The 25225-nt window shown below is 68.9% G+C and carries 24 protein-coding genes; 9 read left to right on the top strand and 15 right to left on the bottom strand.

Annotated elements, in window-relative coordinates; all coding sequences use genetic code 11:
* The first annotated feature begins 9 nt into the window (after window positions 1-9).
* The 3 genes from AB0F29_RS06060 (at window position 10) to AB0F29_RS06070 (ending at window position 3124) form a co-directional block, all read left to right on the top strand.
* On the top strand, window positions 10-906 hold the full coding sequence (locus AB0F29_RS06060) for a DUF5655 domain-containing protein (protein WP_361867873.1): 897 nt from the start codon (window positions 10-12) through the stop codon (window positions 904-906).
* Between the two features lie 250 nt (window positions 907-1156).
* Window positions 1157-2128: an ATP-dependent DNA ligase gene (locus AB0F29_RS06065; RefSeq protein WP_361867876.1), complete on the top strand. Its 972-nt coding sequence runs from the start codon at window positions 1157-1159 to the stop codon at window positions 2126-2128.
* Window positions 2129-2284: 156 nt separating this feature from the next.
* Window positions 2285-3124, top strand: a complete 840-nt coding sequence (locus tag AB0F29_RS06070; protein WP_361867879.1) for a hypothetical protein — start codon at window positions 2285-2287, stop codon at window positions 3122-3124.
* On the opposite strand, the gene AB0F29_RS06075 is transcribed toward AB0F29_RS06070, so the two are convergent.
* The 3 genes from AB0F29_RS06075 to AB0F29_RS06085 are packed head-to-tail and all read right to left on the bottom strand — an operon-like array spanning window position 3112 to window position 5226.
* Window positions 3112-3921 (bottom strand): aldo/keto reductase, encoded by an 810-nt coding sequence (locus tag AB0F29_RS06075; protein ID WP_361867882.1) that lies wholly within the window; start codon window positions 3919-3921, stop codon window positions 3112-3114. The genes AB0F29_RS06070 and AB0F29_RS06075 overlap by 13 nt on opposite strands.
* On the bottom strand, window positions 3831-5042 hold the full coding sequence (locus AB0F29_RS06080; RefSeq protein WP_361867885.1) for a cupin domain-containing protein: 1212 nt from the start codon (window positions 5040-5042) through the stop codon (window positions 3831-3833). The genes AB0F29_RS06075 and AB0F29_RS06080 overlap by 91 nt, the downstream gene beginning before the upstream one ends.
* 7 nt (window positions 5043-5049) lie before the next feature.
* Entirely contained in the window at window positions 5050-5226 is a 177-nt protein-coding gene (locus AB0F29_RS06085; protein ID WP_198540367.1) for a hypothetical protein, read from the bottom strand.
* A 578-nt stretch (window positions 5227-5804) separates the two neighbouring features.
* On the opposite strand from AB0F29_RS06085, the gene AB0F29_RS06090 reads away from it, so the two are divergent.
* On the top strand, window positions 5805-6866 hold the full coding sequence (locus AB0F29_RS06090) for a hypothetical protein (protein ID WP_361867889.1): 1062 nt from the start codon (window positions 5805-5807) through the stop codon (window positions 6864-6866).
* Between the two features lie 229 nt (window positions 6867-7095).
* On the opposite strand, the gene AB0F29_RS06095 is transcribed toward AB0F29_RS06090, so the two are convergent.
* Entirely contained in the window at window positions 7096-7293 is a 198-nt protein-coding gene (locus AB0F29_RS06095) for a hypothetical protein (protein ID WP_361867892.1), read from the bottom strand.
* Between the two features lie 684 nt (window positions 7294-7977).
* Here AB0F29_RS06095 and AB0F29_RS06100 point away from each other — a divergent pair.
* The 4 genes from AB0F29_RS06100 (at window position 7978) to galE (ending at window position 12428) form a co-directional block, all read left to right on the top strand.
* The gene (locus tag AB0F29_RS06100) at window positions 7978-8595 is read left to right on the top strand and encodes a hypothetical protein (protein WP_361867895.1); all 618 of its coding nucleotides are present in this window, start codon (window positions 7978-7980) and stop codon (window positions 8593-8595) included.
* 1350 nt (window positions 8596-9945) lie between these two features.
* Window positions 9946-10362, top strand: coding sequence for a hypothetical protein (locus tag AB0F29_RS06105; protein WP_361867898.1), 417 nt, complete (start codon window positions 9946-9948; stop codon window positions 10360-10362).
* A 256-nt stretch (window positions 10363-10618) separates the two neighbouring features.
* Entirely contained in the window at window positions 10619-11194 is a 576-nt protein-coding gene (locus tag AB0F29_RS06110; RefSeq protein ID WP_361867900.1) for a hypothetical protein, read from the top strand.
* 241 nt (window positions 11195-11435) lie between these two features.
* Window positions 11436-12428 carry a UDP-glucose 4-epimerase GalE gene (gene galE, locus AB0F29_RS06115; protein WP_361868686.1) on the top strand — a complete coding sequence of 331 codons (993 nt, stop codon included), beginning with the start codon at window positions 11436-11438 and terminating at the stop codon, window positions 12426-12428.
* Between the two features lie 16 nt (window positions 12429-12444).
* Here galE and AB0F29_RS06120 read toward each other — a convergent pair whose 3' ends face one another.
* Genes AB0F29_RS06120 through AB0F29_RS06145 form a run of 6 tightly spaced genes read right to left on the bottom strand, consistent with a single transcriptional unit; the run spans window position 12445 to window position 17914 of the window.
* Window positions 12445-13263, bottom strand: coding sequence for a hypothetical protein (locus tag AB0F29_RS06120; RefSeq protein WP_361867902.1), 819 nt, complete (start codon window positions 13261-13263; stop codon window positions 12445-12447).
* A complete protein-coding gene (locus AB0F29_RS06125) occupies window positions 13238-14011 on the bottom strand; it encodes a sugar phosphate nucleotidyltransferase (protein ID WP_361867904.1) in 774 nt (257 codons plus the stop codon). The genes AB0F29_RS06120 and AB0F29_RS06125 overlap by 26 nt, the downstream gene beginning before the upstream one ends.
* Before the next feature lie 12 nt (window positions 14012-14023).
* Window positions 14024-15088 carry a DUF2332 domain-containing protein gene (locus AB0F29_RS06130; protein WP_361867906.1) on the bottom strand — a complete coding sequence of 355 codons (1065 nt, stop codon included), beginning with the start codon at window positions 15086-15088 and terminating at the stop codon, window positions 14024-14026.
* Window positions 15089-15099: 11 nt separating this feature from the next.
* Window positions 15100-15765, bottom strand: coding sequence for a 4-carboxy-4-hydroxy-2-oxoadipate aldolase/oxaloacetate decarboxylase (locus tag AB0F29_RS06135; protein ID WP_361867908.1), 666 nt, complete (start codon window positions 15763-15765; stop codon window positions 15100-15102).
* Between the two features lie 17 nt (window positions 15766-15782).
* Window positions 15783-17000, bottom strand: a complete 1218-nt coding sequence (locus tag AB0F29_RS06140; protein ID WP_361867910.1) for an SIS domain-containing protein — start codon at window positions 16998-17000, stop codon at window positions 15783-15785.
* Window positions 16997-17914 carry an SDR family oxidoreductase gene (locus AB0F29_RS06145; protein ID WP_361867913.1) on the bottom strand — a complete coding sequence of 306 codons (918 nt, stop codon included), beginning with the start codon at window positions 17912-17914 and terminating at the stop codon, window positions 16997-16999. Before AB0F29_RS06145 ends, AB0F29_RS06140 begins: the two co-directional genes overlap by 4 nt.
* Window positions 17915-18134: 220 nt before the next feature.
* On the opposite strand from AB0F29_RS06145, the gene AB0F29_RS06150 reads away from it, so the two are divergent.
* Window positions 18135-19451 carry an XRE family transcriptional regulator gene (locus AB0F29_RS06150; RefSeq protein WP_361867915.1) on the top strand — a complete coding sequence of 439 codons (1317 nt, stop codon included), beginning with the start codon at window positions 18135-18137 and terminating at the stop codon, window positions 19449-19451.
* Window positions 19452-19571: 120 nt separating this feature from the next.
* Here AB0F29_RS06150 and AB0F29_RS06155 read toward each other — a convergent pair whose 3' ends face one another.
* The 5 genes from AB0F29_RS06155 to AB0F29_RS06175 form a co-directional block, all read right to left on the bottom strand.
* Window positions 19572-20930: a DUF317 domain-containing protein gene (locus AB0F29_RS06155; protein ID WP_361867918.1), complete on the bottom strand. Its 1359-nt coding sequence runs from the start codon at window positions 20928-20930 to the stop codon at window positions 19572-19574.
* A 118-nt stretch (window positions 20931-21048) separates the two neighbouring features.
* Window positions 21049-21756, bottom strand: a complete 708-nt coding sequence (locus tag AB0F29_RS06160) for a DUF317 domain-containing protein (RefSeq protein ID WP_361867920.1) — start codon at window positions 21754-21756, stop codon at window positions 21049-21051.
* Between the two features lie 159 nt (window positions 21757-21915).
* Window positions 21916-23040 carry a DnaB-like helicase N-terminal domain-containing protein gene (locus tag AB0F29_RS06165; protein WP_361867922.1) on the bottom strand — a complete coding sequence of 375 codons (1125 nt, stop codon included), beginning with the start codon at window positions 23038-23040 and terminating at the stop codon, window positions 21916-21918.
* Entirely contained in the window at window positions 23040-24305 is a 1266-nt protein-coding gene (locus tag AB0F29_RS06170) for a DNA cytosine methyltransferase (RefSeq protein WP_361867924.1), read from the bottom strand. The genes AB0F29_RS06165 and AB0F29_RS06170 overlap by 1 nt, the downstream gene beginning before the upstream one ends.
* Window positions 24302-25183 (bottom strand): hypothetical protein, encoded by an 882-nt coding sequence (locus tag AB0F29_RS06175; protein ID WP_361868689.1) that lies wholly within the window; start codon window positions 25181-25183, stop codon window positions 24302-24304. The genes AB0F29_RS06170 and AB0F29_RS06175 overlap by 4 nt, the downstream gene beginning before the upstream one ends.
* Window positions 25184-25225 lie beyond the last annotated feature (42 nt).

A 25225-nucleotide genomic window follows, 5' to 3' on the forward strand; every position in this document is an offset into this window, starting at 1 on the left:
GAGGGGAAGGTGTCGGGCCTGAAGCTGTTCCGCACAGATTCGACGGATGGCGGCATGACTGAGGTCATGCCGCGACTCGCTGAGGTCGAGGCCGATGTGCAGGGCCTTGTCGAGGCGCATATGGAGACGCTGCTGGGTGTCACGTTCCTGGCGAGCGAGTACGGCACTGGGCGGGTGCACGGGGGCCGGATCGACTCGCTCGGGCTGGACGAGAACGGCTCGCCGGTCATCGTCGAGTACAAGCGAGGCACTGATGCCGGCGTGATACATCAGGGCTTGTTCTACCTGTCGTGGCTTCTGGATCACCGTGCCGAGTTCGAGCGCTTGGTCCGCGACCGGCTCGGGGGGACGGCCGCGTCGCAGGTCCTGTGGAGCGTCCCGCGTCTGATCTGCGTTGCTGGCGACTACACCCGCTACGACGTGCATGCCGTCCATGAGCACCGGCGTTCGATCGATTTGGTCCGCTACCGACTCTTCGGCAGCGACCTGCTCGCGCTAGAGACCGTCGCCTCCGTCAGCAGCGGCACGCAGTTGGTTCACCGCGTACGGCCCCCGGCAGGTGCACACGCAGAGGCCGACGCCGGGGGCACGGCGATGTCGGAGTTGACGGCCGCGGTCGACGAGGCCCTGCTCGGGCTCGGGGACGGTGTGAACCGTGTGGAGCGCAAGACGTACCTTGCCTATCAGCGGCTGCGGAACTTCGCGTGCGTCTGTCGGCCGCAGAGGCGGAAGCTTCTGGTCTACCTCAAGGTAAATCCGAGGGACGTCGACCTCGTGCCGGGCTTCACCAGGGACGTGGCCGGTCTTGGTCACCACGGGACGGGCAACCTGGAGGTGCAGCTGCGTACGCCGAAAGACATAGAGCGGGCGCAGGAGCTGTTCCGGGCGAGTTACGCGGCGGCGTGATCGTCTGCTGGCTCCGTTGCCGGGCTTGCCTTAGTGGCTGCTCTGTGGTCGTGGGGTGGCGCCTTTCGACGTGCGGGCAGGACGTGGCGGTGGACTACCAATGGTGCTGAGGATCGCCGGTTTCGCTAACCGGCGATCCCGCGCTATGTTCCGCCCGCCGGGAAGGGCACCCCGCCGAATGGCGCGCGCTGGAGTGGGGCGGTAGACCCGAAGGATGAGCCCGGATCGCCTCCGCCCGCCGGTGGAGCCCATGCTTGCCCAGGCCCGCGACACCATCCCAAGCCTCGGGGCGCTGCGCGGTGGGCTAGTCATGGACCTCAAGTGGGACGGGTACCGGGCGATTGCCTTCAGCTCCGCCCGATCGGGCGGTCTCTTCCTGCTCCAGACCCGGCGGGGTTCGCTGATCCAGGAGCGGTTTCCCGACCTGGCTGCGGCTGCGGTTCAGCTCCCACCGGGCCTGGTACTGGATGGTGAGCTTCTGGTTCTGAACAGTGCGGGGACCATGGATTTCGGGGTTCTCCAGCAACGGGCCGTGTCCACCACTCCGCGGACGGTGCAGACACTCGCCAAAGCGCACCCCGCCTACTTCGTGGCGTTCGACATCCTCCAGCTCGGTGGGCAGCCGATCCTCGCAGAGCCCTACGAGCAGCGTCGCAGTCGGCTAGAGGCGCTGTTCGCAGGCCATGCGCTGTCCCCGCCGTGGACCTTGTGCCCGTCGACGAGGGACCCGGCGGTGGCCCAGGAGTGGCTGGAGACGTGGACGCGGACGCCCGGGGTCGAGGGCGTGGTCTGCAAGGGCCTCCTACAGCCGTACCGACCCGGCGCCAGAGGGTGGCTGAAGGTGAGAGCGAGACAGACGACCGAGGCCGTGGTCGGCGCGATTACCGGCACCCTGTCCCGGCCCCGCACGCTGATTTTGGGGCGCTTCGACGGTGAGGGCCGGTTGCGCTACGTCGGGAAGACCACTCAGGTCTCCGCTACGGCTGCCCAGCAGCTCGTGGGCCAGCTCTCTGCCGCCAGCATGGGAACGCACCCGTGGAAAGATGCTCGGTTCTCGACCGCGTGGGGCAACCGCGACGTCCTCGACACGACGCTGGTCGCTCCGGATCGGGTGGCGGAGGTCAGCGTCGACACGGCCCAGGATCGCGGTGTCTGGCGGCACAGTGTCCGCCTGGCCCGTCTCCGTCTCGATATGCCGGTGGATGACGTACCGGCCGCCTGAGATCAGCACCGCGTATAGCTCACGAGCACCCTTCCCCTCCCCGTAAACCGACACCGACCAGGCGGGCCCCCGAGCGAGGCCAGACTGCTTGTAGTGCCGCCGGAACCGTGTTGGGCTTGGTGTGCGCTCCGACTGGGGCTTGGTACGTTCAGGCGCATGACGCTGCGTTCGGTGGATCTGCGTAAAGAGAGTGTGGAAGCCGTACTGGACCGTGTGGAGCGGTCGCTGGGGGCGCGCCTAATGTACGAGACCGTGGTGCGGAAGCGTCGGTCGGTGGGGGCGCGTACGGACCGCGGCACCTGGGTGCGCGTCGAGCGGCGCGGTCTCGACCGGATCGGGGTGCAGGGCGGGGACGGCATCGCTTCCGCCGAGGCCCTGAGCGGGATCGCGAAGCCGGCCTGGCTCGCCGGCGTCGCGTGGCGGGACGAGACGGACCCGGTGATGTGGCGGGCCGACGAGACGGAGCTGCTGCCGGGGGCGCCGGTGGGCAACGCTGTGCTGGCCGAGGATCCGCAGTTGTCCGAGGAGTGGTGGTCCTTGATGAACGCCTCGCTGGACGCCCTCGCCGCGCAGCACACCAACCGGATCGCCACGCCGGATACCGAAACCCTCACGCAGGACCTCGTCGCGGGAACGATCCACAGCGTCTTCCCCGACGTCGATCCGACCGTGACCGATTGGTGCTCGGCGCATGCGGATCTCAACTGGGCGAACGTAACGGCGCCCGAGTTCTGCATGTTCGACTGGGAGGACTGGGGCATGGCCCCGCGCGGTCTGGACGCGGCGAATCTGTGGGGCGCATCCCTCGCCACCCAGGATCTCGCCGATCGCGTCCGCAGTGAGCGGCGGGGGGACTTGGAGAGCCGGGACGGCAAACTGATGACGCTGTTCGTCGCCGCGAAGATCCTCGGCCCCTTCGCCGACCCGGACGACCCTCGACTGGAGGCCACCCGGGACACGGCGGAGCGGGTGGTGCAGGCCCTTCAGACGGGCTGATGGCGAGCCCGGAGAAGCTGCCGGTACTCCAGGACCACCTGGTCGTCGACCTCGTAAGCGAGGGCGCCGACCAGCTCCCGCAGGTGTTCGATGCTGTCCGTACCGACCGCGACCGCGCCGACCCGGGGCAGCTCATAGGCGGAACGGAACGCCGCCTGGACCTTCGTGGCCGGCGCGGAACGCCGCAGGAAGATCCGCGGGTCGAACCTCTCCCACAACGCCTCGGTCGTACTGCCCCCGAAGGGGCTCATGCCCCAGACCTGCGACGGCTTCCAGCGGGTCACCAGGGTCTCGGCCGCCTCAAGAACTTCGACACCCACCAGCAGTCCTGCCCGGACCATGAGGACATCGGGGCTCGGCGCCTCCAGGTCCACGAGCGGACGCGGATCCCAGCTCGAAACACCCCAACTCCCGCACAGCCCAGCCTGCGCCGCGTCGGCCAGAACCGCGCACGCCTGCGCCAGCATCTCGGTGCCGGGGCGGGCGTGCTCGGGGTTATGGAGGAGCACCGTGTCCGGCTCCCGTCCCAGGTCCTTCGCCGCCTGCTCGACTCCGGCGCGCAGCCGGGCCGGGCCGAGGGAGTGTTCCCCGGGAAAGTACCCGACCTTGGTGGAGAGCGAGAACCTCGGCAGGAGATCGCCTGCAGCCGTCTTCAAGACCTCGTGTGAGCGGTGGTGGAGGTAGTTCGAGGCGGTGTCGAGGCGCACTACGCCGAGGCCGGCGGCTGCTTCGAGTACGTCACGGGGGTGACGAGACCGGTATAGGCCGAGGACGACATCTCCGTCAGTGGTTCGCACAGACCCTCCGCGATGAGCAGGTCGGCCAGGGCGGTGGTGTCCGCGTCGGCGCCGTCCAGGTAGACCGGATGACCTGACAGGAGCGTACGCAGACCCGGTTCTGCGCGCTCGTGGAAGGTCAGACGTTTGCCGCCGCCGCGGACCTCAACCGTGCCTCCGGAGCGGACGATTGAGGGCGCGAACTCGGTGACTGCCGCGACCGCCTCAGGTCTGCCGAACGCGGTCACGAAAGGCATGTGGCGCGCGGGCGGGGTGTTGGACCGCAGCTCGTCCAGGTACCGCTCGGGGCTGTAAGAGGTCGCGAGATCACCGAGCTTGTCCGCCAGCACGCTGTGCGCAACTGCTTCGGTACTGTCCAGGTCGCGGCGGAAATCCTCATCAGCGCGGGCGGCGTCGGACAGGAAGTTCGCCCACGTGACACCGGTCCGTTTGGTGAACCCGAACGTCACGTGCAACGAATGGCCGCCGCTGCCGGAACCGAGGCGGGTGGCAGTGTGCCAGAAGCCACGGGGGATATGCATGATGTCCCCTGCCCGCATCGTGCCTTTCCACAGCACTTCCTCGGAGGGTGTGCGGTTTCGTTCGGCATCGCGATACATCGGCGCCGGCCGGGAGGGGCTCCGTACTTCCCACGACTTCTCGCCGGACAGCTGCACGGCGATGACCTCGTGGTCGTCCCAGTGCAGGTGGAAACCGTCGGTCTCCCCGACCGCGAGGTAGGCGTTGGCGGAGGTCAGTTCGCCGGACCACCAGCCCAGGGCCCGGCACGCGACCTCCAGCGTCGGGTCGAAGAAGTCCGCGTGGTCCAGGACGACGGTGCCACCGTCGTTGAGGATCCGGCCGAGGGCCGCCATGTCGGCCTGGCTCACGGCCTGCCTGCGGCGGTTGACGCTCGTGGACAGAAACGCGGCCGGGTGAACTTCGTCGCCTGCGGCGTAGCAGCGAAGCTGGGGATTGGCCAGGTGGCGGCGTTTGATCAGGTCCAGCAGTTTGTACGGGGTCAACAGGCGTGCGGGCAGTGCCGGGTCCGTGAGAGTGCCGCGTACGAACGCGGACCCCACGGAACCCGGCCCGACCCAGCCGAGAGCCTTCTCGATGTGAGTGACGAGCCGGTGCTCCATGGGTTCCCTACTCTTTCGGGAGATTCAGGTCGCGGTTGTCACCGTCATCGCCCGCGCTGTTCTGCGAGCTGGTGACGTCGGACCGCTCGGACTCGCTGCGGTCGTGCGCGGTCGCCAGCTCCTCCACAGCGATCAGAAGCGCGGGGCTGGTCCCCGCTACCTGAGTGGATGCCCTGTCTGCCATTTACGCTCTCCTCTCAGCCGCTATCGCCCAGCTTTGGGCGAAGGTCTGAGTCAACCCGCGTTGAACAGAAGGCAGTAGAGCGGAATCCAGACAGACACGCGGAGCGTGTGTCCTCGTCGCTGACGGCCCCATGACTCCGGCCACACGGCTCAGCCAGTTGCTGGGTATGGGGCCAGGGCGCGCTGCACGGCTTGGCGTTGTCCCGCATGGTGCCTCAGTCCTCCTGGCTTCCGTCTGCACGTGCGCAGGGCCGGTCCGGCATCGGTGTTGAAGCTCTTCCATAGGAGACGTCGGAGCTGGCGGTGTTCGCTTGACATGCGGCAGCCGCAGTCGGCGGGGGCGGCATTCGAGTGACGTGACGGCGCGTTGCCTGGTCGACCAGCAGTTGGCTCTGAACCGATGTGGTCTACTGCGGAGCGGTGGGCCCGGCGGGGCTCCTGCCCTGTGCTCGACCCGACATCGAGCACGCTGTGGAGAAGTCAACTCGGCTGGCACCGCTGCAAGGTCCGGATGTTTCTCATGACTTCTTGCCGCGTGCTGTGTCGGGACGGCTCCGCGGTGTTGAGGGGCTCCGAGACATGAAGTCATCCGTTATCGAACGGCGCACCGAATTGCTGCGTCTCTACACTGGGCTGCCCTGGCAGTCCGCCCGACGTCGGGTCGAGGCCGCCGTGCCCGGCTCCCCGCTGATTCACCAGCCCGACGCTGATCAGCTGCTGCTGGAGGCCGGCGTCATGGCCGCAGTGGCCTGGCGCCGGATCAGCACCGTGTATCCGTGGGGAATTGAGTACGTCGACCCGCGCTCCGATCGCCTCCTGATCCGGTTCGAGGGCGACCCAGACATGAGGCGCTACCGGGACGAGACCCAGGCTCTGGACCTGGCCGAGGCCCTGCTGCCGCGTGCCGACGAATACGGCGAAATCCACGGGATTCCCGGGGCCCGCGCTCACGTCGAGGACGGACGGGTGGTGCTGCGCCTGCTGGGCACCTCCGCCTCCGTCACCCTGCTGGGCCTGGGCCCCGACGAATGGCTGCACGCGGTCGATTCCCAGGACAAGAAGTTGAGCACGTACGGCATGACGCTCTGCCACCGCGACCAGCCGAACCGGGCGCACTCTGCCGAACGCCCCTACCTACGGGCGGGCCGCCGGGCCGCTGCGGTGTCGGCCTGGCTGACCAGCGGGCTGCTGCGCCGAGTGGGCCTGATCCGCACCCTGGGGGTTCCTCTGGCCGTGACGGGCTGGGTCGGCCACCACGAAGGTGGCGGCGAACGCTGGATCATCGACCCCATGTTCGAGGGAGGTCAAGGTGTCAACAGCCACCGGCGGATGATGGCGCTGCTCGCAGCCCCCGGGTGGGGCCTGCCAGTCACTCCCCGGGACGCCCGCTGCAACTGCCATTTGCCTCCTGGGCACGACCAGTGCACCACGACCGTCGCCGGGCCGGCGGAGCGGCCCGGCGTGCTGGAGGTCCGGGCCATCCAGCGCTGCGGCGACCGCCTCGCGCGAGTCCAGGAGGACTCCCCGGCGTTCTACGCAGCCCAGCAGCAGCTTGTCCTCTCCGTACCCGCCTGGGTCGATCGATGGCTTGAGCGCAGCGGATCTCCTGCCCTTGACGTACCGGATGGGGGCCGACGGTAGCTTCCATTCACCACTCCACGGGGTCCGCATCTTGAGGAACGGACAGAGCGTCGGCGAACGTGATGCGCAGGTAAAGCCCGGAATGGCCGCACGGCGGGCAGGACTTGGGCAGCTGCGGAGATCAGTGAGCCACCGCGCTGGAGCCAAGAGGCTCGGCGGGCCGCCGAGTAACGTCCTGCCCAGCTCAAGTACGGACGCGGGAGTCCTCGCCTCCTGGGAAGCTGTAGAGTCACCGCTTCTTCCGCCAGAAGGGCATGTACTCGGCCAGGGCCCTGATGATCTCCGGGCGCTGCCCCGCCGGAGTGTCGCGAAGAGCGATAGCTAAAGCCACCAGAAACGCCAGCACCACGGTCACGAAGCACACGACGAATACCTTCATGAAGATGTCCGGTGCCGCGACCGCTGCCTGTTCCAGTACTGCCCACACTGCGCGCCCCCAAGGCGGTTGGCCGCTGACTTCGGGGGCTCCGCTGAGGCGAAGACCTCAACGAAGACAGGCGGATGCCTGACATGAAACACAGCACCCGCGGGCCGTGCGCCGTGTGCAGAAATGACACGCGGCATTCGTTGAGGTCGGAAGACCTTGTAGTGGTAACTCCAGCAGTGCGCGGGTACCGGGGCATCGCCCCGGGTCATCGCCCCGGTTGTAGAACAACCGGTGGCGAAGAAATCAAACGGTTCGCTGGGCGCACTCCTGCGCCCCTAACCTTCGCCGCCAGCCTTGGCGGGCCTGGCGGTGCGCACACAGTACGACCATCCGCTCACAGAGAGCAAACCCCCTGCTCACTGACGGGTCCGGAGAGGTCGCCGTCGTGGGGGCGTCGCACAGGAGGGCCCGCGTGATGACGGTGAGCCAGCCATGTTGAGGGCCGAGAGGGTCCACCTCGGCGGTGTTGACGGCCCCGGCGGCCCCCGCGCGTTCGCGGTCAGGGCGTGAGGGTGCAGATCCGGTTCTCATGCCGCCGCTCAGAGGCAGGCGCGGAGATTTGCGAAAGCGGCGCCCCGACGAGGCGTAGACGTCACGATGGACGCGGGACGCCGAAGTGGCGTCCGTTGTAGTGGGGAGGAACACGTGGAACCGTTCGTGCCGAAATTTCAAGGCCGCCCGTGGGTGAGCGGGATGCGAGTCCTCCACATCTACGTGCTGCCACGACCGGGAGTGGACGACGAGCTGCTCGGCCTTGCTGAGGCATGCCGGCCGGTCCTGGAGGGCTACCCGATCGATCCACAGTGCGGCATGGACCCGAGCGACACCGGCGTCCTGCACCTCACGTGCGAGATGCTCGCCGATGCGCCGTCCGCCGGGTACGACGAGACGGCCCTCACCGAAGTCGCGGACGCCTTGCGCGCGGAGCTGGCGGACATGCCCGCGTTCACGACGGAGGTCGGTCCCCCCATCGGAAATATTGCGGGTGTCGTGCTGGACGTCTGGCCGGAGGCGGACACTGTTGCCCTCATTGACCGAATCCGGTCAGCGATCCGGAAAACCCGAGGTGACGCGGCACTTCAGCACTCCGGCGGGCGCCCGCACATCTCACTCGGCAACAGCTACGGCACGGTCTCGTCCGACCCGCTCAACAGCGAGTTGCGCAACAAGGTGGTCCCGCGCCGCGCCTCGCTCCTCGTCGACCGCGTACATCTCCTCGACGTGGCATGGACGTTCGACGAGGGCCTCGACGGGTGGCGGATGACGTGGGAGCCGGTAGCGGAGATCCCTCTCTGCCCCTGAGTAGCTCTGCCTCGCAGGGCCGGAGGTCGCCGACGGCGTTTTCGGGATCCCTTACGGCCGGTCGACCCGTGAGTCTCTCTGCCGCGACCGGAGGAACCAGTTGTATTGGTATGGGTCAGCTCCGCGCGCCATTTGAGCGTGCGGGACGTAGAGCTCCCCGGGGATGCTGTACGACCCTTGCACGGACGGTGCCACCCCTAGAGTTCGGGCCAGGGCAAGGCGCGTTCGGACGGGATCGAGCTGCTTTCGCACCCGTCGTGTGTCGCATTCTTCGCAGGTGAGCGTGACCACGGGGCCGTCGACGGTGAGACGCCGTGGACGCGAGGCGGCGCAGCCTCCACCGCAACCCGGGGGGACGAGACTCTTCGGTGAGGCGATGAGGATCCCGTCGGACTCGACGTGCAGAGGCCCGTCGCCGATGTCGGGAACGCTCGAAGGACGACCCCGTTGGTCGGCCTGGTACGTGCGGAGGTAGCCGACGAGTCGCTTGGCGGCGAGGTCCAAGGGTGACGGTCCCGGAGGTACGGGATCCCATTCATCGGACCAGGGGATGGGCCCGCCGTACCGGTCAGAAATGGGGCCGAAGATCAGGCGCAGTGGTGGTTCCTCGTCCGGTTGGCGAACCTCGCTTCCCTGTTCCATGGCCTTTAGGGTTTGCCGAATCTCCTTGGTGATGCGGTTCTCGCCGTCGGACGGGCCGTCGAGGGCCTGGACCAGTTCGTTGACCGGTACATCCCGCGGCATTCGGCCGCCTGAGAAGGTGCGGGCGAAGAGGAGCAGGGCCAGGGTGTGCAGCTCCGCCCAGTCGCCGCTGTACCGACTGCTGAGCAGATGAGCGGCCTCCTCGACGGCACTGCGCCACCCAGGGGGAGCGGCGGAGCTGAGTAGGAGGCTCAGCTCCAGGTCGAGGGCGTACGGGTCCAAGTGAGTATGGGGTGCGCGATCGGAGGCTGGCATAGATCCATCGTGCCCGCCCTCAGCATGTCGTGTACGCGGAATTCGCGGGCCGAGGAGAGGGTGGGCTGCCGACGCGAGCGAGGTAGCGTGCCGTCGAGTGCTGGCAATCGGAGGGGTGGGTGTGGAGAGCTTCTTATCCCAGAAGCGCACGGCCGCGGCACCATGGTCTTTGGAGCAGGGCGAAGGAGGGGGGCGAATGCCTAACTGGTTCAGTATGAAGGCGCGGCAGGGGACCGGGAAGCGCACGCCGGCGTGGTCTGCACGAGCCGATGCCGGCTGTGTACGCCGTGCGAATGTGGTGACGCAGATTGCACTTGACCGCCTTGACCTTCAAGTCCACACCACGCTGGCGGACACGATCAGTGTGAGCCGCGCAGCCCTACGGGCCTCCCGATGACCGTCCTTTGGACCTTGGTTGGGCTCATAGTCGCCGCGTTCATCGCGGCTGTCGTGCGGGGCGCCGTACGCGCGGCTCGCGTCTCGATCAGGCAGGACCTGGTGTCGCTGGGCAACATGCAGCAACTCGCTGGCTCGCTGGCGGAGATGACCACCGTGGCCTACGCCTTCGCGTCGCCACTCCTCAAGGAGCGGACAACTTGGATCGGCTGGCTTTGGTGGCGCACCCGGATCGGACCGGATGGGAACGCACAGCGGGACATGGGCTGGGCCCTGACGTACCGGCGGGCGCGGAAAGCCGCAGGGGCACCTCTCAACTGGCGACTGTTCGACGGGTGCGAGGTCGTTGCTGTCCCCAGGGATGCGCGGCTGCCAGCCATGGAGGATCCGAAGGAGCGTAGAGACACTGGATGAGCGGGAGTCCAGCGCGCCGGATCCGGGCGCAACGGACCATGCGTGTTACTCGGTCGAGGGGATGCGCAGCGCTGAGCGGGTGGCTGCCGTCAGGTTCTGATTCACCGCTTCCGGTCGACACCGCTTCCCGACCTACTCTGAACCGGTGATCGAACCATCCTTGCCCCCAGGTGATCCTGCGGAGCTGCGCCTGCGTATCTCGTACACCGACGCCCTGTCCGGTACGCCTCACGCTGACACCCTGGAACGGTGGGACGTGGCTGTTCTCCACGCAGGTCCTGACGGCGACGAGGTAGCCGTCGGGTCCATGGACTTCTATCGGGTGCACCTCGACCGGGGCGTGAACGCCGTTCACGCGATGGAGGACGAGTCCGAGGACCTCGCGGAGATCGCGGCAGCGATCCTCAACGCGGAGACTGGGTACTTCACCGACGAGGTCAGCGAGATGCTGGACTACACCGGCTCGGCCCTGCTCGTGATGGACCGGGTGACCCTCGACGGGGCGTGGCGGGGCTACGGCTTGGGTGCAGCGCTTGCCATCGAGGTCATCTGTCGCTTGATGCTGGGCTGCCGGGCGGTCGTGTGCTCACCGGGTATCTCCGATGTCAGCGACATGCGGCTGAGGGACCGGGCCGAGTGGGAGCGCGTGACGATGAAGATCGCGCGGGGGTGGGAGAGCATCGGGTTCCGCCCCTACCGGGGAAACGTCCTTTTGCTCTCGCCCACCTCGCTGGTCCTGGAGGAGCAGCGCGACGTACTCCGAGGAAGGACTGCGGAACTTGCGGTGTCTTGGAAGGCCGCGGATCGGCAGGCCCGCGAGCGCACCGGGTGAGGACGTCGCCTGGCTGGCGCGTTGCCGGGTGAGTCGCTCGGTTCCCTGGTTCGCCGACATCGCGGTCAGAGAGTCACCGCAGGCTTCAGGTGTACCCGGTGGCAGTAGACGTCGTGGGGCAGGAACTCAAGGGGTCACGGACGCAGTGGGGCTGTTGAGAGGCCCATCGTCTGGCTTCTCCGCTAGCCTTGCTGCCAGCCGCCGACTGGGGCTGGAACGAGGCCGGGAGAGAATCACCGTGATGAAGGTCCTTATCGCTGGGGGAGCCGGTTACATCGGCAGTACGGTCGCCTCGGCCTGCTTGGACGCGGGCATCACTCCGGTGATTCTCGACAACCTAGTGCGGGGGCGCCGCGAGTTCACCGAGGGCCGCACCTTCTACGAAGGTGACATCGCGGACGGCGCACTGGTCGACCGGATCTTCTCGGAGCACCCGGACATCTCTGCGGTGGTGCACTGTGCGGCGTTGATCGTGGTGCCCGAGTCCGTCGCGGACCCGATCGGCTACTACAACGCAAACGTGGCCAAAAGCCTGGACTTCGTCAGCCACCTGCACCGCAACGGCTGTGACCGCATCATCTTCAGCAGCTCAGCCTCCATCTACCGGGCCGAGGACGGTTCGCCCGTCAACGAGAACTCGCCGCTGGCGCCGCAGAGTCCCTACGCGCGGACCAAGGCCGTGTGCGAGGAGATGTTCGCCGACATCGCCGTGGCGGGGCCGCGGGTGCTGTCGCTGCGCTACTTCAACCCGGTCGGGGCCGACCCGAAGCTGCGTACCGGGCTCCAGCTCAAGCGGCCCAGTCACGCTCTGGGTGTGCTGATCCAGGCACACCAGGATGGCCGGCCGTTCCCGATCACGGGGACGAACTATCCGACGCGCGATGGCAGCGGTATCCGGGACTACGTGCACGTCTGGGATCTCGCCGCGGCCCACATTGCGGCGATCGAGCGCTTCGACTCCGTTCTCACGGGGTCGAAGCGCTCGCTCGCGATCAACCTGGGCACCGGCTCCGGTACCACGGTCCGGGAGCTGTGCGAGGCGTTCAACAACGTCGTGACCCCGCCCTTGGCAACCATCGACGCCGATCCGCGGCCTGGGGACGTGGCCGGCGGTTACACGAAGAGCGACCGGGCGGCCGATTTGCTGGGGTGGACGCCGAAGCTGTCCCTTGAGGACGGAATCCGGTCCGCGCTGGACTGGATTCCGGTACGCGACGAGCTGTTGAAGGACTGATCCGTCCTTTCCGTCCTCACTCCTCCCGAGCGCCGGGGCCCGGGAGGAAGCTGGCTTCGAGGGTGAGCAGGTGCCGGATGGCAGGAGCGAGCCACGCGGCGTCCCATCGGTGGTCCGCCGGTGCATCCCGGTAGGCGTGATGAGGGATGTCAAGTGCTTCGAGGCGTTGGCGGCCGGCAGTCCAGTCGGCGCCCAGAGTGCCGATGCCCCCGAGGACGATGCGGCGTGCCTCGCGGAGGTCGTGGGCGTGGCGACGCAGGTTCTGCCGTACGTCGTACTCGTCGAGCCGTGCGGCGCTGCCGGCGACGTCTACGAGCTGCGGGTGGGGCGGCCGGTCACTGAGCAGCGAGGCATCCCAGACGCTGGCGATGGCGAAGAGGTCGGGGTGCCGGGTCAGCAGGTTGAGGGCGGCGAAGCCTCCCTTGCTGAATCCCAGCAGGTGTACGGGCGGCCGGGTCTGCGCGCCGAGCACGGCCAGGACGGTCGGCAGGACCACGCGGACGAGGTGGTCCTCCTGCCGGCAGTCGGTTCGGAACGCGTGGTTGACCACCCAGGGCGACTCGCTGAACGTCGGTGCGGCGAAGACGGTTCCGTCGCGCAGATGTGCCGGGAGCCGTCCGATTTCGACGAGGCTGTGGCCGTATTTGCGGCCGTCGCCCTTCTCGACGGGCAGGGCCAGCACGACCCGGCGCACCCGCTGCTCGGGCAGGATCAGGGCGACGTGCGTGCCGGGCCGCTGGAACGAACTCTCCAGGGGGATCTGGGTGCTCTCGGGCAGGGTGTCGGTGTCGTGGGGAAGGGTGCGGCGTTCATCGGCGGAGGGCGGCGACGGCATCGTGGTAGGTCTCCCAGTTGTCGCAGTTGAACCGGAGGTCGTCCGGTCGGAGCGGCAGCGCCGTCAGGTGGTTGCCGGTGCTGATCCAGCGCCGGATGGCGTCGATGAGGTAGAGCTCTCCATTGGGTCGGCGCGGGCACTCGCGCAGCGTCTCGAAGATGAACGGCCCGAGGATCCAGCGGGCGGCGCAGGCGTGCACCCACTGGGCCCCGGTGTGGTCCAGGAGGTGCGTGTCGAAGGCGACGGCGGCCGGTTCGGGGCCGGTCCTGGGTGCTTCGGCTGCGCCCAGGAGGGTCTCGTGCGCGGGGATGCCGTCCGAGGGGAAGACGCGGGTCAGGACGGAGCAGCCCGTCGTGCCACCGACGAGTCGCTGGAGCGGGGCCTCCTTGCCGGCGGCGGATCGGATCAGGTTGTCCCCGAACGCGTGGACGAACGGCTGGCCTGTGGCCCATGTTTCGGCGGCGAGGATGGGGGCGCCGGGTCCGGCGCCGTCGTCCTGGACGCGGTAGGAGAAGTCCATGCCGTATGCGGCGCCGCTGCCGAAGTAGGCCGGGATCTGCGGCTTGCGTGAGGAGATCACGAACAGGACGTCCGTGATCTGGGCCGCACGCAGTTCGTGGACGAGGTGCTCCAGGATCGGCTTCCCTCCGGCGGGCAGCATCTCCTTGGGCAGGATGCGGGTGATCGGGGACATCTTGGTTCCGGCTCCGCCGGCGGCCACGACCGCCCTGGTGATCGTGCGCGACATGAGGCACTCCCCTCAGACGCTCGGCCGGGCGGGCGGTTCGCCCAGCCACTCGAGCCAGGTGCCGTAAACGTCGCAGTGGGCCACGACGTCGGAGCGGCTCACGCCGTCGTCGTGACTGGCCATGATCATGCGGGGGGTGTCGTGGCCGAAGTGGCCGATGGAGATCTCGTGCAGCGGGCGGCGCCGGCTCAGCTCGGCGAAGGTGTCGACGAGACGCTCCCGGCCGCCAGGCGAGCCGAAGATCTGGTAGATCGACCAGGAGAAGACGAAGAGGAGGTGCTGGTCGGCCGGGGTCTCGTCGACGATGCCGACGAGGTGGTCCTGGGCTGTGCCGGCCAGGATCGTCGGCGGCGTACGGGCGGCCAGTGCCAGGGCGGAGTCCAGGGTGTGCATTCGCTTGGTCTGCTCGGGCCACGTGAGGCTGATCAGCCACTCGATGGCCTCGGGGTCCGTGACGTCCACCGGGTTCGGTTCGATCCCGACCGGGTGGACGAACCGCGTGACATCGAGGGCCATAGGCGGGATTCCGCCCCTGACCGCGCAGTGCACGACAGTGCCCGGGTTGCTGTCCGGCAGGGTCAGCCGGTGACCGTTGTACTCGTAGGTGTAGCGGTCCCAGAGCAGGGTAAGCCCGGCGCTGGCGCCTACGTCGACGATCCTTATCGGTCGTCCGTCGTCGAGCTGCTGCTGGAGCGCGGCGAAGGCGGGCAGAAGGACCGAACAGCGGTTGACCTCGTTGGTCTGGACGGACCGGGCCCCGATGATCCGCCGGATCTGTCCGGCGTGCTGGCGGCAGAAGTCCGCCAGCAGTTCGACAGCACGGTCGTCTGCCAGGTCCTCGTGGCCGGTGAAGTAGGAGGCGAGCGGGTGCTGGACACCGCGGCGGAGGATGTGGTGGACGGCCCCGAGCAGCATGTTCGGGGCGGGCTGTCCCGGCTTGGTGCGGGCCGCGAGGGCGAGCAGCTCGGGGGTGCGGGCGACCGCGCGGGACAGGGCGGCGTACAGAGGGGACAGTCCCGTCGCCTGCTGGTCGGCGAATCGCCGGAAAGTCGCAGCGAGTTGGGTGTGGTCGGTCATCGAAATTCCCCTCAGATGATCTTGTAGCCGGAGTTGGCGAGCTGCTGTACGGCGCCGAGGCTCTGGCCGCGACGGGCCCACCACTTCTTTTCCTCAGCGCTCATGGACGCGTGGGCCTTGGCGATGACGGCCGCGACCTGGTCGCGAGGGACGATCACCGTTCCGTCCTCGTCGCCGACCACCACGTCCCCAGGGGTGATGCGGACGTTGTCGATGTCCACGGGGACGTTGACCGCGCCGTCCTCCCGGCCGGCGGGGTAGTCGTAGTTGAGGGGGGTGGTGCCACGGGCGACAGTGGGGAAGGCGATGTGGCGCAACTCGGCGACGTCGCGGACCATGCCGTCGACGAGGGCTCCGGCGATGCCGCGGCTCTGCATGTGTGCTGCGGTCACGCCGCCGAAGCACGAGCGTTCCTTGTTCCCGCCGGCCGCGACCACGACGACGTCGCCGGGCAGCGCCAGGTCGATGGCCGCGCGGCGCACGGTCACGTCCGGGCCCAGCGCGGTGACGGCGCTGCCGCACAGAACCTGGCCGGGGGTCTGAAGGCGCAGGCAGTAGGTGAGTGCGCCGGTCTTGCCGAGGGCGTCCACGATCGAGGCGACCGGGATGCGCGCCAGGGCGGCGATCTCGCTGCGGGCGGGGCGGACGATGTCGGTGCGGATCTCACGTACGGACATGGTGGGAAACCTTTCGCTCAGTGGAACGGGGTGTCGGAAAGTTCGCGGAGCGGCGCCAGGTCCTGCGCCATGAGCTCGTCGGACGACAGCGCGGTGCCAGGGCCGATTCGGTCCGTGGTCAGGACGGCGCGGGTGGTTCGGCACAGCAGATGGGCGACCGACTGCACCAGGGCGCCGAGCGCGAAGTCGTCGACGCGAGGCAGCCGGAAGTGACGCGCCCCGAGGCCGGAATGGTCCGGGCCGTCCCGGTGCAGGAGGAGCGGTTGGGTTCCTGCCACGGTGGCGGCGTTGACGGCCTCGCGAGTCGTCCTGCTGCCCGAGTCATAGGCCAGGAGGAACACCACGTCGCCGGGTTCCGCGCTGCTCAGCTGGTAGCAGACGCCGTGCGCCGGGTCGGGATGGTCGTTGTGCATCGCGCTCAGGTCGGCCAGCGAGGGATCGTTGACGACGAGTGGGGGCTGTACCCCCTCGACGCCGAGCGGCGCGTCCCAGGCCAAGTTGTGTGCGAAATGCTCGCCGACGAGGGCGAGAGGTCCGCCGTCCGGGCACAGCACGTAGATCCGGGCCCGGTTACGGATCGCGTCCGCGACGGCTTCGGTCGCCTCCCGTAGAAATGCCCCCAGCAACTCGGTATCCACTGCGCCCAGGGCGCGCAGGTGCTGCTCCGCTCGGGCCGACAAGGTCTCCGCGACGGGGTCGACCGCGGCGGCGGCCAGGGTCAGCACGGTCAGCATGGCGTCTTCGCTGATCTGCTGATCCGTGGTGCCGGTCGCCCAGACCATCCCCCCGGCCGACTCCATCTGGGAACCGTCGCCGCCCACCAGCGCCAGCACCGGCACGCGGTGTTCGGCGCAGAGCCGGGCGGCCTCGACAATGTTCGCCGACCGGCCGCTGACACTGGCGACAACAACCAGGTCGACCCGGTCGATGCCGTCGGCGAGCGACCGAGCGAAGGCCGTGCGGTAGTCCTGCTGCTGCGCCCTGTAGGCCAGGGTCGCCGGGCTCATCATCGCGTCGTTCACCGGCACTCCGGCCTGGGCGTGGAGCTGGAGCAGAGCCGAGCGGACGATCGCAGAGGAGCCGCCGTTGCCGAAGGCGCGGACTTCGCCGCCACTGGCGGTGGCCTTGGCCAGCAGATCGGCAGCAGTACCGCCACGGGTGAGCATGCGGCGGACCGTGTCGCCCACCCCGGTCACATACGCACGGGCGAAGTCCTCGTACAGGAGCGCGGTCACGATGGGTCCTTCCTTTGTCCAGGAACGGGCCCGGCAGGGATGAGCCAGGGCTCGACCACGGGTGGGAACTCGATGTCGAACAGGCGGCGGACCGGGTTAAGGGCCCCGTGCAGATCAAGGGAGTCGAGGCGGCAGTCGACCGGCCGCTCTCCGGACGCCGCGTCCGCGACCCCGGCGCGCACGTGGCCGGCGGGCAGGCCGAACCTGCGCGCGATCAAGAGAGCCATCCGGTACTTGGTCAGCCCCTGCTCCGCACTCCAGTGGGCAACCGAGCCCAAACCCTTCCCTTCCAACAGGGAACGGGCGAGCTGGCTGCACGCCTCGGCGGCCTCGTCCACGTGCGTGGGATAGCGGACACACACGTCGTCCAGCTCAATCGGTGCGCCGGCCCCGACCTGGCGGGCAATCTCGGTCAGATTTGTCTCGGCCGCGAACTGCGCCGGTCCGTAGAGTACGGGCAGCCGCAGGATCGCGGCGTCCAGGCAGGCGGCACGCACGGCGTGCTCGGCGAGGAGCTTCCACCGGCCGTAAGCATTCAGCGGATTCGGGAGGCTGCCAGGACGGTAGGGCGGCGCAATTCCGTCGAAGACGTAGTCGCTGGAGATGTGCACCAGCCGGGCTCCGCTCTGGTGAGCGCCCTCGGCGATCAGCCGGGCCGCATCCACGTTGCCGGCGCGGGCCCGGTCCGGTGAACCAGTCCACACTGCGGGGCGGCGCTCGCCGACACAGTTCACGACCACGTCCGGCCGGGCCCGGTCGAGCAGGCGCGTGATGGCGTCGGCCGACGTCGCGTCGACCGTGACCAGAGCGCTGGCTGTTCTGCTGAATCCGGTGCCCGTTACGGTCATGTCGTCGAAGGCCCGCATCATGCTGCGGCCAAGGAGCCCGGACGCACCGAAGATTACTGCTCGCATCACTCACCTCCATGTTCTTGTGAGGTGAGACAGCCTTGCCGAGAGAGACACGGGATCGGGAGAGGTTGCTGCGGTGTACCTGGTGCACTCACCAACTCGGTTTACGTGCACCGTGGTTGCTTCCTGGTGTACGTAAACCAGGCTCCGCTTCTTCCGTCTTCTGGCGACCTCCTGAGCGGTGGTACCTTCCGGCCAGGACCCCGCCGGACTTGGAGTGCCCATGGAGCCAACAGCGGTTGAAGCCACGCCGGCCAACGTGCTCGGCGCCCTGTTACAGCAGCTGGGGATGAGGCCGGAGCAGCTCGTCACCCGCATCAACGAGCGTCGGGCGCGCCGCGGCTCTTTCCCACTCAGCCCGAAAGCGGCCTACTCCTGGCTTCGCGACATCCCCTCTCTCCCGCAGCCCGACAACCAGGCGGACGCCCTGGCCGTCCTGACCGCCAGGGCCGGACGGTGCATCACCGCGTCGGACGTCGGATGGGACCTACCTCGCCCCCGGACCCGTCACCGTCACCTCGACGCACCCGGCGACGCCCCCCTGGAGGCCCTGCTTCAGGAGATCAGCCAAGGAGACCTGATGGACCGCCGCAACCTGCTCATGCTCACCGGAGCCGCAGCTACCGCCCCCGCCCTCGCGCTGCTGCTCGGCCCGGCAGCGGAAGCCGCCTCCGCTGTGCCGTCCGGCCAGCTGAACGAGCGGCTCGTCGGGTCGATCGAACGGGCGGTTCGCGACCTCCGGGACATCGACGACTCAACCGGCAGCGCCAGCGACGAGCTCACCTGGGGCGTCGGCATCTGGCAGAGCGCATCCCGGGTTGTGGCACAAGCTCGCGGTCGGGGACCCCTCACTGAACGGCTCCACACCGCCTACATCGAACTGAGCGAGCAGGTCGGCTGGATGTGCTTCGACGCCCGCCGGCATCCGCAGGCACAGCGCATCTACCACACCGGCATGCGTCTGGCCCGCGAGACCGGAACCTCACTGACCACCCGTCACTCGACGGCCAACCTCGTTTCTTCCGCCGCCTACCAGGCCGCTTGGCTGGGCAACCACAACGACGCCGCCGCACTTCTCGACATCGCCGCACGGACGCCAGACCTTCCCTCCGCAGCAGCCGCGGTCATCGCCGAGCGGCGCGTCTACGCCGCAGGACGGAGGCACGACCCAGAGGCCGTTCACCGATTCCGTGACGAAGCGCTGCTCCACCTCGGCTCGCCCGACACACGCACACCATGGTGGGCGACCTGGCTCACGAAGGACTCCGTGGACGCCGCCACCGGCCGGGCCTGGCTTGGCTGCGACCAGCCGTCACGGGCCGTGCCCCTCCTTCGCAGCCGCGTCGAGGCGACCTCACCTGACTACCCGCGCGACCACCTCTATGCCGTGCTCGACCTGGCTGACACCGTCCACATGTGCGGCGACGGCGGCCAGGCGCGAGAACTTCTCGATCAGGCCGAAAGGCTCATCGGCACCGTCAGCTCGCAGCGAATGATCCACCGGTACGAGGCCCTGTCGTCGGCCGTCGCCAGCGTGTGAACTAAGTCGACACCGGAGCGCGGTGCTCGCCACGTGCTCCGGTGTTGGTGGTCTGGGGCAAGTCGGTTCCTCCAGGCAGCGTCGGGCGCGGAGCCGTGAGGGCGGAGGGCGTGGCCTCAATCACCGGCCTCGGGGCGTGAGGGCGTGTGAGCCGGCGGTGGGAGGGCCGACGGCGGGCGCCGGGCCGAGGGCCGGCGAGTGGGGGGCGCGAGGTGTGCCGGGCCGGCGTGGGCCCTGTCCTTCGGCGAGCTCGAAGACGATCTGCTGGATGACCTCGGGTGGAGTGCGCTGGGACAGCTGCATGGTCCAGGCGGGACGGTCCGGTTCGGTGCCGCCGGACGCCGTCCAGGTTGCGTGCCGGTCGCGCTGGAGGCGGCACCTCTCGTCGGGCGAGGTCCAGGCGGGACCTGACTCGGTGGTCCTCTCCTTCCAGCTGTAGTCGGCGAGCGGCAGGACCGCCTTGTGGTCCGGAGGCGCGGTGGACGCCGCCCACGTGGTGCTGCCCCAATCGTGCTCGTCGTCGAGGCTTTTCAGGAGGGTCATGATGACGCCCTCGGGGGTTCCGGCGGTCGCGGTGGCGTGCCAGAGGCGGTCTCCGACGGGCGACTCGTAGGCCGCCACGGTCCAGATCTGGTCTCGTGGTCCGGCGTCGTGGTGATGGTAGAGCTCCACGCGCAGGACGAGGGACTCGTGGAGGGCGTAGGTGGCTTCTCCGGGCCACTCGTGGTGCTTGTGCTTCTTCCACGAGGAGTTTCCGGCGAGGAACCGGTCCAGCACGGCGGCGGGGTCGGCCGGATCTGCTGCATAGACCGGTACGCTCACCAGCCGGACCGGGGCGGTCGCGGGCCGAGCAGGCAGAGGTTCACGCGTCTGGTCGGCCTCGCGCTCGGTGTCGGTGAGGTGCGCGGGGCCGAGGCGTACGGCGTCGCCGTAGAGCCGCAGGAACTCCGCGAGGGCCTCGTCCCGCGCGCCTTCCGCGCTGCCGTAGGTGTAGCTCTCCACGCGCAGGTGGTCTTCGCCGTGGAGGTGGACGCTCTCCCCGTCGGGGTAGGTGCCGACCGCGACGGTGGTGTACCCGTCGTGGGCATGGGCGTGGATACGGAGGCGGCCGTGCCGTATGGCGTCGTAGATCTGCTGGGCCTGGTCGGAGACCTCCCGGATCTCGGCGCGAGTGCACCAGGGCATGGGGTAGGCCGCCCAGGTCCACTCCTCGTCCATGGCTTCTACCAGTCGCGGGCTGATGTGGACGGTGATGCCGTCGGAGGTCAGGCGGTGTGCTGCCTTCTGGGCCCAGTAGGGCTCCTCGCGGTCGATGCGGACCAGGACCAGGGTGTCCTTGGCGATGACGTGCCATGCGTCGGCTTCCAGCGCGGCCACCAGCTCCTGAGCTTCGGGGCCGGTGACGGTGGCGACCACGGCGCTGTCGTGGGTGGGATGGGTGTCGAGCCGGACCTGGGCATCAGGGGCGGTGGGTGTCACGAAGTAGTGGTCTCCTTTGCCCGCTGGCCGGGGCACGCGGGCGGACGGGTATGGCGGGTGGATGCGGCGCGTCGGAAGCGGCGCTGCGGTCCGGCAGATGCGGCGGGAGCCGCGATACTCACCGTGCTCGCGGGCTGTGCGGCAGCGGTGCGGGGGGCTGGGGCGGGCAGTGGGCGGGAGACCGTGTGGTGGTGTGCTGGCGAAGTCGCGCTTCGCTGTCGGCGAGTGCCTCGGTCGCGGCGGTCAGTGCCAGGGGCGGGGTTGCTGCCGAGAAGGTGATCGTCCAGCGGGAGCGGGTCTGGTCGCGGCCCGAGAGCACCCAGGCGGCAGGGGAGTCCGTGCCGCGGTCGGCAAGGGTGTCGTGCCGCAGGAAGAAGCCGTCGTTCGCGGAGCGCCACCGGACCCATCCAGGGGCCTCCGCTGCCGGCGTCCAGCCCGCGTCGGCGAGGGGCAGCGTCGCTTCCCTGAGTGCATGGTCACTGCTGAGGTTGTCCATGCGGGGGTAATCCGCCGCGCGGGTGGCGAGGGAGAGCAGGAGCTCGCCGATGACCTCGGTGGGTGTGGAGGAGGAGGCTGTGGCGTGCCAGAGGCGGGCGCCCACGGGGGACTCGTAGACCGCGACCCGCCACCTCACATCTGCGGGGGCAGGTTCGTGGACGAGTTCGGCGCGCAGGGCCAGTGACTCGTGGACGGCATGGGTGGTCTCGTCCGACCAGGTACGCCAGCGCTGCCACTCGGCATGGTCGTCGAGGAAGACGTCGAGCAGCGCTTCGTGCTCGCCGGGTCCGGCCGCGGCGTCGTCTGCCGCCGTTTTCTGGTCGTTCATCATCTGGTAGTTCGGATCTCGTTTCGGAGAGGGGCTGGTGGGTGGCGGATGGGTCCGCTTCTGCCACGCGGAGGAATGGTGAGGTGCCTCGGTTCCGCCGGACAGCGCTGCTGCCGGGAAGAGACTCCGGAGCACCACCCGGGCAGGCAGTCGCCTTGCCTACCGCGTGATGCCGGTCCGTGGTTGTTTTACGGTCGCGGCGGGCGCGGGTCCGGCGCGGACAGCCGGCGGAGTACCTCGGTTACGTGCTGCGTGGGTCGTGGGCGCCGGTAGGGTCGCGCGGTTCCACCGGGTGTGGAGGGAGGCGAACTCGGCGAGCGCTCGGCGGCAGCCGGTGATCAGTTGGTAGGGAGTGGTGGCCGGGTCGTCGGCGAAGACGACGATGCGGTCGGCGACGGTGCGAGCGCGGTGGAGCAGGGCGCGGCGCACGATCTTCTCGCCCCAGTAGTCGGGCACACCATGGGGGGTGGAGAGCAGTTCCAGCAGGTTCCGCGTGGTGACGGTGCCGGTCAGGAGGCCAGCCTGCTGGGCCTCGCCCAGGACGGTGACGGGGTCGACGGACCCACCGCGGTGGACGAGGCCGGTGATGCACCGCCACAGGGCCCCGTATTGGGGGACGGTGAAGTCGCTGGGCATCAGCCACCGCATGGTCTGGACGGTCTGCGGCGACCCGGTCGCGGTGGCGAGCAGGAGCTGCTCGTCGTCGACTGCCTCTTCCCCGGCCTCTGCCACCGGTTCCGGTGGGACAGGGGTGCGGGGGAGCGAGCCGGGGTGGGGAGCGAACTGTCCGGAGAGCTGATCAAGCAGGCTGCCGAGCCGGTCGGCCTGGGTCACGGTGGCGTCGACCCGGTGGGGGAGGGTGGTGTCGTCGGCGGTCCGGGCCAGGCGTTCGGCGTGGACGCGCAGAGTCCGGCGGGCGTGGTCGGCCCGGATCATCCCCGCGTAGGCGGCGGCGTGTGCGGGCTGGGGGCACGCCTGGACGAGGGTGTGCGGGTACGTGTGGGGCAGCCCCGGGGCCTGTGGCCGGGCCTTGGCGTAGACGGCGGCCAGCCAGCCGGCGTTCTCCCGGTGCGTCTCAGGGTCGGGCAGCGGGACCGTGCGCATCGCAGCGAAAAGACGGGCGTGCGTGGCGTTGTCGAAGTGCTCGGCCTCCAGGTCGACTTCGGTGGTGCGCGACGGTTCGAGGAACAGGGCCCCCAGCAGGGCCTGTTCGGCGTAGTACACGGCCGGCGGCGAGTTCGGTTCGGTGCGGTTGTCGTCGTTCTCTTCGGGGTCGGGGGGCATCAGGCGGCCAGGGTGAAGTCGTCGGGGTCGAGGTGCTTGCCGAGGTGCGGGGCGAGGAGGTGGCCTGCAAGGCGGGGCGGCACGGCGTTGCCGACCTGACTGAAGACCTGCCCCTTGTTCCCGGCCCACGGGTAGGCGGCGGGGAAGGTCTGCAGAACACCGGCCTCCTGGGCGGTGATCCGGATCGACTCGGCCGCTGGCTGTTCCTCGTGCGGTTCGGCGGCGATGGGCTCGCCGACCCAGACACATTCGTTGGCCCGGTGGCCGAAGAACAGGGTGCCGGCTGGTTCGTCGAGGCGCCGAGTGGTGGCGTTGGCCTGGTTGTTGCTGCGGAGGGACCAGGACCAGCGGTGCGCTTCGGCGGTGAATGTGGGGGCCGGCTGGTCGGTGCCGCGGTTCTCGCGGGTGCCGTGGCGCTCGGCCCAGCCGGAACCTTCGCGCCGGGACTGCAGGATCACGGCGCCGGGGCGCGGCACCCATGACCCTCGGTCCCGGGCGTCGGTGAGGGTCTTCCGGCTGCCCGAAGGGAATGGTTCGGGCCCGCCGCCGGGCCCGCCCCCGGCACAGACGGTGGGGACCGGGCGGTCGTTGGCTCCCCAGCCCAGGGCCTGGGCCATGGACACCCACCGCTCGCGGCCCGGACCCCACAGCGTCTCCGGTTCGGCGACCTTGGCGTGCGTGGGTGGCGGAGGCTCGGCGGTACGTACGCGGGATGCGATGAGAATCGCGCGTCGTCTGGTCTGCGGAACCCCGTAATCCGCCGCGTTGAGGATGCCGGTCCAGACCGAGAACCCCCAGGTCCGCAGGATCGCGGCGTACTGGCGCCACAGCGGCAGCACGTCGGGTACTTCCTCTGCGAGAAACCAGTCGGGGGCACCGGCCTGGTGCAGGGCGTGGAGGTAGCGCATCGGCTCGGCGGCCAGCAGACTCCGCTCGTCCCGGCACGCGGTGAGGAGGTCCTCCCGGGTGTCGCGCCCGGCGGCGAGGTCAGCGACAGCCTGGTGAACGAGCGGCTGGTCGAGCAAGCCGAGGCGCTTGCCGGCCATGCTCCACGCCTGGCACGGCGGACTCGCGATCAACCCCCGGACCCGGCCGACCCACGGCCACGTCGGGTACATCGCGACGTCCGTACGCACGGTCACCTGGCCCGCAGCGGAACGGGTCTTGCACGCCCAGGGGTCCCATTCGAGTCCGATGTCGCGAGAGCCCAGCACGGACAGGGCGTGACTCCAGCCACCCGGACCGGCGAAGAGGTCCAGGATCAAGAGGCCAGCCCGAAGTCGTCCTGCACAGGCTCCGGTTCGCTTCCCCGGCAGGACCACGGCGAGCAGCCGTCGGCCACCCCCTGCTCAAGTTCCTCCGGATCGACCGGACCGGTGGCCTCGGTGACCTCCTGCTGACGGGCGGCCCATTCTGCGGCGGTGACGTGGTCGATCGGCGCCTCGCTCAGCGGTACGCGAGAGCGGTGCAAAAACGCCTGCCCGAGCAGCGGGTTACCCGAGGCGGTCGCCCGCGCATTTCCCTGCCGGATCCTGGCGTCGAATTCGACAACGTCGGCCCATTCCTCCGGGGATTCATCACGGATATTGCGCCATTGGGCATTTCCGTGAAAGGGGCACCCTAGGCAGCTGCTTTTCGGGGTATCGGCCAGCCCCAGTGATGTCAGGTAACGTATGCAGTCGCTGCGTGACCATCCCATATCGATGAGAGGGTGACGGTTCCGCATGTACTTGACGTCGGAGTCCTTGGCGCGGTGGAATTCATCGGTCGATATTCCGACCCACTGCTCGACCATGACGTCACGCGGGATCCGGGCCGGGTAGGGGTAGCCGAGAAGTTCCCGAACCTTCTTCTTGATCGGCTTTATTTTATACTCCCCGGTGCATTGCCGCCTGGTCATTCCAGGCCGGCCGTCCCGGTTGAGAATGTAGAGCGGCATCGATGCGAATCGGTGGTTCGGATCCAATGCGTCATCGCGTATGTTTCCGGCGGACACCCGGAAGATGGGAATGCCTGCGGGATCAGCTATTTCTCGCTGCAGGCGGTCCAGATGCCGGTAAACGCCTCTCGGCTCCCAGCCGGTGTCGGCGAATATGGCGTAGTCAACCTTAGGGAGAACGCCGCGGGCAGATAGGGCGAGCATGGTGCTGGACTGGACTCCGGCGCCTAGCGAAAGGATTTTGAG

This window comes from Streptomyces sp. NPDC026589 (assembly GCF_040638385.1).
GTDB lineage: Bacteria > Actinomycetota > Actinomycetes > Streptomycetales > Streptomycetaceae > Streptomyces.